The sequence below is a fragment of the Janthinobacterium sp. PSPC3-1 genome (assembly GCF_049896105.1).
Classification (GTDB): Bacteria; Pseudomonadota; Gammaproteobacteria; order Burkholderiales; family Burkholderiaceae_D; genus Janthinobacterium.
In genome coordinates, this window is the sequence record NZ_JAFCTQ010000051.1 from 1 (window position 1) to 11,884 (window position 11,884).

15 protein-coding genes and 1 tRNA gene are annotated in these 11,884 nt (G+C 61.5%); all 16 read left to right on the top strand.

Features of this window, described 5'->3' with window-relative positions; all coding sequences use genetic code 11:
- Positions 1-80: 80 nt before the first annotated feature.
- Positions 81-368 (top strand): hypothetical protein, encoded by a 288-nt coding sequence (locus tag ACP7B7_RS28920; protein WP_426078994.1) that lies wholly within the window; start codon positions 81-83, stop codon positions 366-368.
- A 9-nt stretch (positions 369-377) separates the two neighbouring features.
- Entirely contained in the window at positions 378-683 is a 306-nt protein-coding gene (locus tag ACP7B7_RS28925; RefSeq protein ID WP_308925402.1) for a hypothetical protein, read from the top strand.
- 124 nt (positions 684-807) lie between these two features.
- Entirely contained in the window at positions 808-2,763 is a 1,956-nt protein-coding gene (locus ACP7B7_RS28930; RefSeq protein ID WP_308925403.1) for a methyl-accepting chemotaxis protein, read from the top strand.
- A 144-nt stretch (positions 2,764-2,907) separates the two neighbouring features.
- Positions 2,908-3,108 carry a hypothetical protein gene (locus ACP7B7_RS28935; protein WP_308925404.1) on the top strand — a complete coding sequence of 67 codons (201 nt, stop codon included), beginning with the start codon at positions 2,908-2,910 and terminating at the stop codon, positions 3,106-3,108.
- Between the two features lie 77 nt (positions 3,109-3,185).
- Positions 3,186-3,947 carry a GIN domain-containing protein gene (locus ACP7B7_RS28940; RefSeq protein ID WP_308925405.1) on the top strand — a complete coding sequence of 254 codons (762 nt, stop codon included), beginning with the start codon at positions 3,186-3,188 and terminating at the stop codon, positions 3,945-3,947.
- 66 nt (positions 3,948-4,013) lie between these two features.
- Positions 4,014-4,622 carry a tetratricopeptide repeat protein gene (locus ACP7B7_RS28945; protein ID WP_308925406.1) on the top strand — a complete coding sequence of 203 codons (609 nt, stop codon included), beginning with the start codon at positions 4,014-4,016 and terminating at the stop codon, positions 4,620-4,622.
- Between the two features lie 61 nt (positions 4,623-4,683).
- Positions 4,684-5,664: an NAD(P)H-quinone oxidoreductase gene (locus ACP7B7_RS28950; RefSeq protein ID WP_426078995.1), complete on the top strand. Its 981-nt coding sequence runs from the start codon at positions 4,684-4,686 to the stop codon at positions 5,662-5,664.
- A gap of 72 nt (positions 5,665-5,736) precedes the next feature.
- Positions 5,737-6,486, top strand: coding sequence for a triose-phosphate isomerase (tpiA, locus tag ACP7B7_RS28955; RefSeq protein WP_426078996.1), 750 nt, complete (start codon positions 5,737-5,739; stop codon positions 6,484-6,486).
- A gap of 28 nt (positions 6,487-6,514) precedes the next feature.
- Positions 6,515-6,946: a preprotein translocase subunit SecG gene (gene secG / locus ACP7B7_RS28960; protein ID WP_308925409.1), complete on the top strand. Its 432-nt coding sequence runs from the start codon at positions 6,515-6,517 to the stop codon at positions 6,944-6,946.
- Positions 6,947-7,127: 181 nt separating this feature from the next.
- Positions 7,128-7,212, top strand: a tRNA-Leu gene (locus ACP7B7_RS28965).
- Between the two features lie 178 nt (positions 7,213-7,390).
- On the top strand, positions 7,391-7,750 hold the full coding sequence (locus ACP7B7_RS28970) for an NADH-quinone oxidoreductase subunit A (protein ID WP_065310653.1): 360 nt from the start codon (positions 7,391-7,393) through the stop codon (positions 7,748-7,750).
- 3 nt (positions 7,751-7,753) lie between these two features.
- On the top strand, positions 7,754-8,230 hold the full coding sequence (locus ACP7B7_RS28975; protein WP_010399733.1) for a NuoB/complex I 20 kDa subunit family protein: 477 nt from the start codon (positions 7,754-7,756) through the stop codon (positions 8,228-8,230).
- A gap of 17 nt (positions 8,231-8,247) precedes the next feature.
- Complete coding sequence (locus ACP7B7_RS28980; RefSeq protein ID WP_308925410.1) at positions 8,248-8,841, top strand: NADH-quinone oxidoreductase subunit C; 594 nt, start codon at positions 8,248-8,250, stop codon at positions 8,839-8,841.
- Positions 8,841-10,094, top strand: coding sequence for an NADH-quinone oxidoreductase subunit D (locus ACP7B7_RS28985; RefSeq protein ID WP_065310655.1), 1,254 nt, complete (start codon positions 8,841-8,843; stop codon positions 10,092-10,094). The genes ACP7B7_RS28980 and ACP7B7_RS28985 overlap by 1 nt, the downstream gene beginning before the upstream one ends.
- A 12-nt stretch (positions 10,095-10,106) precedes the next feature.
- Positions 10,107-10,586, top strand: coding sequence for an NADH-quinone oxidoreductase subunit NuoE (nuoE, locus tag ACP7B7_RS28990; RefSeq protein ID WP_308925411.1), 480 nt, complete (start codon positions 10,107-10,109; stop codon positions 10,584-10,586).
- Positions 10,583-11,878 carry an NADH-quinone oxidoreductase subunit NuoF gene (gene nuoF / locus ACP7B7_RS28995; protein ID WP_308925412.1) on the top strand — a complete coding sequence of 432 codons (1,296 nt, stop codon included), beginning with the start codon at positions 10,583-10,585 and terminating at the stop codon, positions 11,876-11,878. Before nuoE ends, nuoF begins: the two co-directional genes overlap by 4 nt.
- Positions 11,879-11,884 lie beyond the last annotated feature (6 nt).

An 11,884-nucleotide genomic window follows, 5' to 3' on the forward strand; every position in this document is an offset into this window, starting at 1 on the left:
ATGTGAAGGATTTGCATACCCCCGATTTAACCAGCGATCTGCCTAGCTGAACAGGCTGGGGTTCGTGGAGCGCTTACAGCGTGTCTCCGTATTCACCTTATTTCACGACCGGCCAGCAGTTGCAGAATGGCAGTGGCGACTGCGGCACCTTGGCCGACTGCTTCGGGCTGCCGCTCAAGAGCGAAGCGCCGCTGTATGATGTCTATCAGGTGACGCCGCATGGCCCGGTGACCGTCTTCGTCAGCCCGGTGGCGCCGACCGAAGAGCTGGGCGGGCTGGTGCGGCGCAAGGGTGGCGCCTTGCAGTATCTGCTGCCCAACCGGAAATTGTGGTCCGCCCCGGTGCTGGTCGGCACCATTACCAACTGAGGAGGCAATATGGACCAACAACTATTACAGGCGCGCGCGGTGGAGCTGGAACAGCTGCTGGCACGTCTGGCGCCCGGTGAGGCGGAGGCGGCGGACCTGTACAGTGCGCTGCGGCCGTTGCTGGCGCAGGCCATGGCAGGCACGCTGAGCATGCCGCTGGCATGGGGCCATATCCCTGGCGCGCGGCTATTTACGGAAGGCAGCCTGCGCCGCCTGCCCGAGCTGGAACAGGCCTATGCGCGTTTTCGCATCGAAGCGACCGGCGGCGAGTCGCCGGCCCTGCGCAAGCTGCGCGGCGATATGGAATCACGCTGATCCTCTGCATTTGAATATCATTTGTTGTTTCCAGGTAATTGAGAGTTAGTATTTCTTGACGACAAAATAGTAATCGCTGACGATGGCGCATCCCTTCGATTTTCCTTTTTTATTGGATGCCCCAATGTTGTCCTCCCTCAAGGCCCGGTTGATCGCCATTGCCGTTTCCATCGTCGTGCTGGCCATGCTGGCCGTCGCCATCGCCAACTTCTTTACCACCCGCAGCAGTACCCTGGCCGCGCTCGATACACAGATGCAGCAGCTGTCGCACAGCCATGCGCAAGCGATTGCCGAATGGTTGCGTTCGAAACAGGCGGTGGTGGCGTCGATGAAAATCGGCGCCCAGCAGGAAGATCCGCTGCCATCCCTGAAAGCGGCCGAGCAGGCCGGCATCTTCGACATGGCGTATGTCGGTTTTGCCGACAAGCATGCGGTGTTTTCGCAGGAGCGCAAGCGCGCCGCCGACTATGACCCGACGGCGCGCCCCTGGTACAAGCAGGCGCTGGCAACCGGCGGACCGATCATCACGACGCCATATATCGGCGCCAGCACGGGCAAGCTGGTGGTGACCTTTGCCGAACCGCTGGGCGACAAGGGTAATCCCGCCGGCGTGCTGGCGGCTGACGTGATGATGGATGTCGTCGTGAAAAACGTCGCCTCGATCAAGCCCACACCGTCCAGCTATGCCTTCCTGGTCGATGGCGGCGGCAAGATCATCGCCCACCCGGATGACAAGCTGACCTTGAAGCCATTGTCCGAACTCGACGGCAAGCTGACCTCGCAGGCGCTGGCCGAGATTGAAAAGAGTGGCGACAGCGAGACCATCCGCCTGGGCGAGCGCGAAGGCATCTTGCATGTGAGTAAAGTGCCGGGCAGTGACTGGCTGCTGGCCACCGTGCTCGACCGTGCGGAAGCGACGCATGCCCTGACCTCGATGCTGCGCGCCTCGGCCCTGACCGCCTTGCTGGTGCTGGTGCTGGCCGCCACCGTGCTGAGCGCCCTGGTGGCACGCGCCTTGCGCCGCCTGGGCCTGGTGCGCGATGCGCTGAACGCGATCGCCACCGGCGACGGCGACCTGACCAGCCGACTCGATGCCACTGGCACGGACGAGCTGGCGCAGATCGCCAAGGCCTTCAACTTGTTCGTGGAAAAGATTGCCACCGTGCTGGTGCAGATCCGCAGCATCAGCGCCCTGGTGCGCAGCGAGTCGGCCGATATCGCTGCCGGCAATGCCGACCTGTCGTCGCGCACGGAAGCGCAGGCGGGCGCGCTGGAGCAAACCGCCAGCTCGATGGACGAGTTGACTTCCACCGTGAAACAGAATGCGGAAAACGCGCATGCGGCCAATGAGCTGGCCGTGTCCGCCTCGCAAGTGGCGGCCAAGGGAGGTGTAGTGGTGCAGCAGGTGGTGGGCACCATGGCCGGCATCCAGGAAAGCTCGCGCAAGATCGTCGACATCATCGGCGTGATCGACGGCATCGCCTTCCAGACGAATATCCTGGCGCTGAACGCGGCCGTCGAGGCGGCGCGCGCCGGCGAACAGGGCAGGGGCTTTGCGGTGGTGGCGTCGGAAGTGCGCAACCTGGCGCAGCGTTCGAGCCAGGCCGCGAAAGAAATCAAGGAACTGATCGGCGACTCGGTGGAAAAAGTGGGCGCCGGTGGCCGCCTCGTCGATGAAGCGGGCCAGACCATGGGCCAGGTAGTGGCGTCGGTGCAGCAACTGGCCACCATCATGAGCGAGATCACGGTCGCCAGCCGCGAACAGAGCGCCGGCATCGGCGAGATCAATACGGCCGTCACGCACATGGACACCATGACGCAGCAAAATGCCGCGCTGGTCGAGCAGGCCGCGGCCGCCGCCGAAAGCCTGCAGGAGCAGGCGGTGGACCTGGCGCAGGCGGTCGGCATGTTCCGCCTCGGCGATACGGTAGCAGACAGTGCGCCGGCCAGGCCGGTGAAAGCGCGCCCGGCGGCTGCCGTTGCCGCGCCGCGTGCCCAGGCCAGGGCCCTGCCTGCCGTCCGCGCGACAAAGCTGGTCAAGGCGTCGAAGCCTGCCGCCGACGAGTGGGAAGAGTTCTGATGTAGATCGACTGTTTGCGCGCTCATCGGCGATTTTGTCCGGCCATGCCGCCAAAATTGCAGTTCGTCGCAATCGGCGTGTCTGGCGCAAGCGGTATGGCTATAGTGCTCACATACCGCAGCCAGACACCCCGAGGAGAACAACATGAACGTCGCCAAACACATGGAAGCCATCGTCATCACCGCCGCCGTCCTGCTCGGCGCCAGCTGCTACGCGCCGGCGCCCGCCGTGCAAGTGGCCAGCTCCAGCTACCAGGGCGTGGCCATCGCCAAAACGCCTGACGCGCATATCGTGCAGGTCAAGGCCAAGCGCCTCACGGCTATTGAAAAAGCCTTCTTCGCATAAGTGATTGCCAGCAATATTAGCCGCTGCTAGAGTGGCCGCTTGCCGTCGCACATAAAAACAAGATATCGAGGAATACAATGAAAAAAACCCTGCACTTTGCGCTGGCCTTCCTGGCCACTTTCGGCCTGCTGCGCGGCGTGTCCGCCGAAACGCGCCTGCTGGAAATGCGCACGGTCGACGCGCGCGTGGTGCGCGTCAAGCTCGACGGCGTGATGGAAGTGCGCATCCGCCAGGGCAATGTGGCGTCGCTGAGCATCACGGCCGACAAGCGCTATATCGCCGACGTCAGCACGGCGCAAAGCGGCGACACCTTGCATATCGAAACGGAAGTGCGCGGCTTCAAGCTGAACCCCGGTTCGATCCGCGCCGACCTGGTCTTGCCCAATCTGCGCGAAGTGAGCTCGGAAGGCTTCGGCAGCACCGACGTGTCCGGTTTTACGGGCGATGAGCTGACCCTGTCGCTGGAAGGGGCGGGCAGCGTGAAAGTGGTAGGCGACTACCGCAAATTGAGCGCCACCCTGGGCGGCGTGGGCAGCATGCAGCTGTGGATCGGCAATAACGACAAGGCCGAACTCGACCTGCAGGGAGCCGGTTCGGTGGTGCTGGGCGGCCGTGGCCGCGTGCTCAAGGCGTCGCTGGGCGGCCTGGGCAGCCTGAATGCGCAACAATTCGAAGCCGATGCGGTCAATCTGGATTTGAGTGGCCTGGGCAACGCCATCGTCAATGCCCGCAGCAATGCCAAGCTGAACCTCAGTGGGCTCGGCTCGGTAATGGTATATGGCAAGCCTGCCAACCGCGATGTCAGCGTCGACGGCCTTGGCAAAGTCAGCTGGAAATAAGGGAGTTCCCGGGTGTCCCGCCGTCGTGCGAGATAATAAAAAGCAGTCAGACCACATCCCATTCCGATGAAAAAACTGATCATTACACTATGCATGCTGTTGGCGATACAGTTGCCGGCCAAGGCCGGCTTCAGCGAAGGTGCCAGCGCCTACAACAACAAGAATTATGCGCTGGCCTACAAGGAAATTCTACCGTTGGCCACCTCCGGCAACGCCGATGCCCAGCACCTGCTGGGCTTGATGTACTACATGGGGCGCGGCTTGCCTCAGGATTACAAGCAAGCCATGTTCTGGCACCGCAAGGCGGCCGAGCAAGGCAAGGCCGATGCGCAATATGTGGTGGGCGCCATGTATTACACGGGCAACGCCGTGCTGCAGGACCACAAGCAGGCCGTCAGCTGGTTTCGCAAGGCGGCCGAGCAGAACCATGCCGAAGCGCAGCAGGTGCTGGGCCTGATGTACCGTTATCACATGGGCGGGGTGCAGCAGGATAATGTGATCGCCTACATGCTGTGGAACCTGGCCGCCGCCAACGGCTCCTCGAATGCGGCCGACCAGCGCGCCGCCGTGGTGCGCAAGATGACGCACGAGCAGGTGGAGGAAGGGCAGGCCTTGTCGGCCAGGTGGAAGCCCGGCACGCCACTGCCGCGCAGCTCGAAAACGGGAGCCGAGTAGGCGTCTGCAAGGCGCGCAGGCTTGGCGTACAATCGCACTTTCCCTTTGAAAGTGCCTTGCCATGCGCGCCATTGAAATCAGTCAGCCCGGTCCCTCCGATGTCCTGCAAATCGCCGAACGGCCCCGGCCGGCATGGAAGGCGGGTGAGCTGCTGATCAAGGTGCACGCGGCCGGCATCAACCGTCCCGACGTGCTGCAGCGCCTGGGCAAGTATGCGCCGCCGCCCGGCGCTTCCGACCTGCCCGGCCTGGAAGTGGCGGGCGAACTGGTCGATGGTGATTTCGAGGGCACCGGTTTCAAGGTGGGCGACCTGGTCTGTGCGCTGGTGCAGGGCGGCGGCTATGCCGAATACTGTGTCGCGCCCGCCGGCCAGTGCCTGCCGCTGCCGAAAGGCTTGACGGCGCTCGAAGGCGCGTCCTTGCCGGAAAACTTCTTTACCGTCTGGAGCAATGTGTTCGACCGCTGCGCGCTGTCGGGCGGCGATACCTTGCTGGTGCAGGGCGGCAGCTCGGGCATCGGCGTGGCGGCGATCCAGCTGGCCAGCGCGCTCGGCCACCGCGTGTTCGCCACCGCCGGCAGCGATGAAAAAGCGCGCGCCTGCGAGGCACTGGGCGCCGAGCGCGGCATCAATTACCGTACCGAAGATTTCGTCGCCGTCGTCAAGGAGCTGACCGATGGCAAAGGTGTCGACGTCATCCTCGACATGGTCGGCGGCGACTACCTGCCGCGCGAAATCGCCTGCCTGGCCGACGACGGCCGCATCGGCCTGATCGCGGTGCAGGGCGGCACCAGGGCCGAGCTGGACCTGGGCACCTTGCTGCGCCGCCGCCTGACGGTGACCGGTTCGACCTTGCGGCCCCGTTCGGTGGCGTTCAAGGCGGCGATTGCGCGGCATTTGCGCGAGACGGTCTGGCCGCTGATCGAGGCCGGCAGGATCAAGCCCGTGATCTATAAAACCTTCCCCTTGGACAAGGCCAGCGAGGCGCATGCGCTGATGGAAGCGAGCACCCACATTGGCAAGATCATGTTGCAAGTTGCTTGAAAGCAGCAGCTAGCGGTTTGACCGCCAACAGTGGTAGCGTTAGAATGACGGGTTATTAAAATTTAGGCTACTATGCGTCGCAAACTCGTCGTCGGAAATTGGAAAATGAACGGCAGTCGCACCTCGAACGCGGTGTTATTGTCTGAAATAGTCGCTGGCCTGGGCGCCGATGGCGCCGCCAGCGCCGTCTGTGTGCCCGCGCCTTATCTGGCGCAGTGCCAGGCGCAATTGACAGGTTCAAGCCTGGCCTGGGGCGCGCAGGATGTTTCCGCGCAAGCCAGCGGCGCCTACACGGGCGAAATCTCGACCGCGATGCTGCAGGATTTTGCCAGCAGCTACGTGATCCTGGGGCACTCCGAGCGGCGCGCCTACCATGGCGAAACCGACGCGCAGGTGGCGGCCAAGACGGTGGCGGCGCTGGCGGCGGGCATCACGCCCATCGTCTGCATCGGCGAGCATCTCGACGAACGCGAAGCAGGGCAGACCGACGCCGTGGTGGCCAAGCAGCTGAATGTGGTGCTGGCGGCCATCGGCGAGGCCGACGTGGCGAAACTGGTGCTGGCTTACGAGCCGGTCTGGGCCATCGGAACGGGCAAGACGGCCACGCCGCAAATGGCCCAGGAAGTGCACCAGGTATTGCGCGGCCATCTGGCGGCAAAGAATGCGGTAGCGGCCGCTGGCGTGCAGATCCTGTACGGCGGCAGCATGAAGCCGGAGAACGCGAAAGAATTGATGGCAATGCCGGATATCGATGGCGGTCTGATCGGTGGGGCGGCATTGAAGGCGGCGGATTTCCTGGCGATTATTCACGCCGCTGATTGAATTACTTTAAACTAAGAATGGAATTGCAATGAACATGATGTTCAATCTGGTAGTGGTGGTACAGGTAGTGTCCGCTTTGTCGATTATTGCGCTGGTATTGCTGCAGCATGGCAAGGGTGCCGACATGGGTGCCGCCTTCGGTTCCGGCGCGTCCGGCAGCCTGTTCGGTGCGACGGGTTCGTCGAACTTCATGTCGAAGTCGACCGGCGTGGCCGCCGCCATCTTCTTCGGCGCCACGCTGGCGCTGTCGCTGATGGCCAACCAGCGCGCCACCACGGTGGGCGGCGGCGTGATGGACAAGGTTGTCAAGCCCGTGCCGGTGACCGGCGCCGGCGCCATTCCTGGTGCCGCTCCGGCCGCGCCGGTGGCGCCAGCGACGGGTGTGCCGGCGGCGACCTTGCCGGCTGCGCCAGCGGCCGCACCGGCTGCCGAAACCCCGGCAAACACGATTCCGAAGTAATCCGGAGTGCTTGTCGAGAGTAATTCTCATTACGGGCAGAATATTGCTCAATGTTTTGGCAGCACGGTAGGAAAACGCAGTTCAGAGGCATTAGCTGTAAAAATTTATCGTTTTTAATCTGTATTTAATGCATTTGTGCATTAACTTTGGCAGCAAAGCAGAGTAGAATACGGGCCTTACCGCCGACGTGGTGAAATTGGTAGACACGCTATCTTGAGGGGGTAGTGGCGAAAGCTGTACGAGTTCGAGTCTCGTCGTCGGCACCAGAAATCAGAAGCCAGCAACGGCGCACGAGCCATGGCTCGTTCAAAGTTGCTGGCTTTTTTTACGAGGATGTGTCGTTCGATCCTGATCGTAGCCCTGATTGGGATCGTGCGTTAGATACGCCGCAAATCACCGCGGCGTCCTCATTTAACCGATCGTTCAATATAAGCTCATCAAATCGTGAACCTCGAAAATTACTTCCCCGTCCTGCTGTTTATTCTTGTCGGCCTCGGTGTCGGCATCGCGCCCCAGGTCCTGGGCCGCATCCTGGGCCCTCACCGGCCTGACGCAGCAAAACTCTCCCCGTACGAATGTGGTTTTGAGGCATTCGAAGACGCGCGCATGAAATTTGATGTGCGCTACTATCTGGTTGCAATCCTGTTTATTTTGTTCGATCTGGAAACGGCATTCTTTTTCCCGTGGGGCGTGGCAATGCGCGACCTGGGCTGGGCCGGTTTCGTCACGATGATGGTGTTTATCGCCGAATTCGCGGTCGGATTTTGGTACATTTGGAAGAAAGGTGCCCTTGACTGGGAATAAGCCATGGCTATTGAAGGCGTATTAAGCGAAGGTTTCATCACCACCTCGGCCGACAAGCTGATCAACTGGGCGCGTACCGGGTCGATGTTCCCGATGACGTTCGGTCTGGCCTGCTGTGCGGTCGAAATGATGCACGTGGGCGCAGCCCGCTACGACATGGACCGCTTCGGCGTCGTGTTCCGTCCATCGCCGCGTCAGTCCGACGTGATGATCGTTGCAGGCACGTTGTGCAACAAGATGGCGCCGGCACTGCGCAAGGTCTACGACCAGATGGCCGAGCCGCGCTGGGTCATCTCGATGGGTTCCTGCGCCAATGGCGGCGGGTACTACCATTATTCGTATTCCGTGGTGCGCGGTTGCGACCGCATCGTTCCCGTTGACGTGTATGTGCCTGGCTGCCCTCCGACAGCCGAAGCGCTGCTGTACGGCATCATGCAACTGCAGAACAAGATCAAGCGTACCAGCACGATCGCACGCTAACCGGGCCGCTTCAGATTATGACAACACATTTAGAAGTATTGCAAAACGCCCTCGGCACTGCCCTGGGCGAACGCGTTAGCACGACCGTTGCGCTGGGCGAAGTCACCCTGGTCGTCAAGGCCGAGGACTACCTGGCCGTGATGCAGACCTTGCGCGACGATCCGACCCTGCATTTCGAGCAGATGCTCGACCTGTGCGGCGTCGACTACCTGACCTATGGCGACGGCGCCTGGACCGGCCTGCGCTATGCGGCCGTGTCGCATTTGCTGTCCGTCAAGCACAACTGGCGCGTGCGCGTGCGCGTGTTCGCGCCCGACGACGACATGCCGCTGCTGCCGTCGGTGGTGAACATCTGGCGTTCGGTCAACTGGTACGAGCGCGAAGCGTTCGACCTGCTGGGTATCCTGTTCGAAGGTCATAACGACTTGCGCCGCATCCTGACCGACTACGGTTTCATCGGCCATCCGTTCCGCAAGGACTTCCCGGTCTCCGGCTATGTCGAGATGCGCTACGACCCGGAACAGAAACGCGTGATTTACCAGCCCGTGACGATCGAGCCGCGGGAAAACGTGCCGCGCGTGATCCGCGAAGAACATTACGGGATGAAATAATGGCTGAGATTAAGAATTACACCCTGAACTTTGGGCCGCAGCACCCGGCCGCGCACGGCGTGCTGCGCCTGGTGCTCGAGCTCGATGGCGAAGTCATCCAGCGTGCCGACCCCCATATCGGCCTGCTGCACCGCGCCACCGAGAAACTGGCCGAACAGAAGACCTATCTGCAATCGGTGCCGTACATGGACCGTCTCGACTATGTGTCGATGATGTGCAATGAACACGCCTATGTGATGGCGATCGAAAAGCTGCTGGGCCTGGAAGTGCCGCTGCGCGCGCAATACATCCGCGTGATGTTCGACGAGATCACCCGCGTGCTGAACCACCTGATGTGGCTGGGCGCGCACGCGCTCGACGTCGGCGCGATGGGCCCGTTCCTGTACTGCTTCCGCGACCGCGAAGACCTGTTCGACTGCTACGAAGCGGTATCGGGCGCGCGCATGCACGCGGCCTACTACCGTCCGGGCGGCGTCTACCGCGACCTGCCGGATGCGATGCCGCAGCACAAGGCGTCGATCATCCGCAACGCCAAGGCGATTGCCAAGCTGAACGAAAATCGCCAGGGTTCCTTGCTGGACTTTATCGAAGACTTCACGCGCCGTTTCCCGACCTATGTCGACGAATACGAAACCTTGCTGACCGATAACCGTATCTGGAAACAGCGTACGGTCGGCATCGGCGTGGTGTCGCCGGAAGATGCGCTGGCCATGGGCTTTACTGGCGCCATGCTGCGCGGCTCGGGCGTGCAGTGGGACTTGCGCAAGCAGCAGCCGTACGAAGTGTACGACCTGATGGACTTCGACATTCCTGTCGGCACCAACGGCGATTGCTACGACCGCTATCTGGTCCGCGTGGAAGAGCTGCGCCAGTCGAACCGCATCATCAAGCAGTGCGTCGAGTGGCTGCGCAACAATCCGGGTCCTGTCATGACCAGCAACCGCAAGGTGGCGCCTCCGGGCCGTGTCGACATGAAGACCAACATGGAATCGTTGATTCACCACTTCAAGCTGTTTACCGAAGGATTCCACGTGCCGCCGGGCGAAGCCTACAGCGCGGTCGAACATCCGAAAGGCGAGTTCGGCATTTACCTGGTGTCCGATGGCGCCAACAAGCCGTACCGCATGAAGCTGCGGGCACCCGATTATGCGCACTTGCAGTCGCTCGACGAAATGGCGCGTGGACACATGATTGCCGACGCCGTGACCATCATCGGTACGCAAGACATCGTGTTCGGCAGTATTGACCGCTAAGAGGCAAAAAGTATGTTGTTATCAGAGCAATGCTATAAAAAAATTGACCGCGAGCTGGCCAAGTACCCGGCCGACCAGCGTCAGTCGGCCGTGATGGCCGCGCTGGCCCATGCCCAGGATGAACTGGGCTGGCTGGCGCCGGAAACCATGAAGGAACTGGCCGACTATATCCGCATGCCGGCGATTGCCGTGCAGGAAGTGGCCACGTTCTACAATATGTACAACGTGAAACCGGTCGGCAAGCACAAGATCACCGTGTGCACCAACCTGCCATGCGCCCTGTCGGGCGGCGTGCGCGCTGCGGAATACCTGAAGCAGAAGCTGGGCATCGATTTCCGCGAAACCACCCCGGACGGCCAGTTCACGCTGGTCGAAGGCGAGTGCATGGGCGCTTGCGGCGATGCGCCTGTCCTGCTGGTCAGTAATAAAACCATGTGCAGCTGGATGTCGAACGAGAAGATCGACGCCATGCTGGAGGAACTCAAGAAATGACGTCACTCCACAACCGCCATATCGATCCATTGATCCTGAAGGATCTGGATGGCAAGAACTGGCATTTGCAAGACTATGTGAACCGCGGTGGCTATTCGGCCCTGCGCCGCATCCTGGAAGAGAAGATCACGCCGGAACAGATCATCGCCGACCTCAAGGCGTCGTCCTTGCGCGGCCGTGGCGGCGCGGGTTTTCCTACCGGCCTGAAGTGGAGCTTCATGCCGCGCCAGTTCCCGGGACAGAAATACCTCGTCTGCAATACAGATGAAGGCGAACCGGGCACTTTCAAGGACCGCGACATCATTCGTTACAATCCCCATGCCCTGATCGAAGGCATGGCCATCGGCGCTTACGCGATGGGCATCACCGTGGGTTACAACTACATCCACGGCGAGATCTTCCAGGAATACCTGCGTTTCGAAGAAGCGCTGGAAGAGGCGCGCGCCGCCGGTTTCCTGGGCGACAAGATCATGGGCAGCGAATTCTCGTTCCAGTTGCATGCGCACCATGGTTATGGCGCCTACATCTGCGGCGAAGAAACCGCGCTGCTGGAGTCCCTGGAAGGCAAGAAAGGCCAGCCGCGCTTCAAGCCGCCGTTCCCGGCCTCGTTTGGCCTGTACGGCAAGCCGACCACCATCAACAACACGGAAACCTTTGCGGCCGTGCCGTTCGTGCTGAACATCGGTCCGGAGAAATACCTGGCGATGGGCAAGCCGAACAACGGCGGCTCGAAGATCTTCTCGATCTCGGGTGACGTGGAATTGCCGGGCAACTACGAAGTGCCGCTCGGCACGCCGTTTGCCAAACTGCTGGAACTGGCAGGCGGCATGCGTGGTGGCAAGAAAATCAAGGCCGTGATTCCTGGCGGCTCGTCCGCGCCGGTGATCCGCGGCGACATCATGATGCAGACCGACCTGGACTACGACTCGATCGCGAAAGCCGGTTCGATGCTGGGCTCCGGCGCCGTCATCGTGATGGACGAAACACGCTGCATGGTCAAGGCGCTGGAACGCCTGTCCTACTTCTACTTTGAGGAATCGTGCGGCCAGTGTACGCCTTGCCGTGAAGGCACAGGCTGGATGTACCGCATGGTGCATCGCATCGAGCAGGGGCAGGGTCGTCCAGACGACCTGGACATGCTCAACTCGATCGCCGACAACATCCAGGGCCGCACCATTTGCGCGCTGGGCGATGCGGCTGCCATGCCGGTACGGGCCTTCATCAAGCAATTCCGTGAAGAATTTGAATATCATGTCGAGCACAAGCATTGCTTAGTGCCCGCTTACATCTAAGCTGCG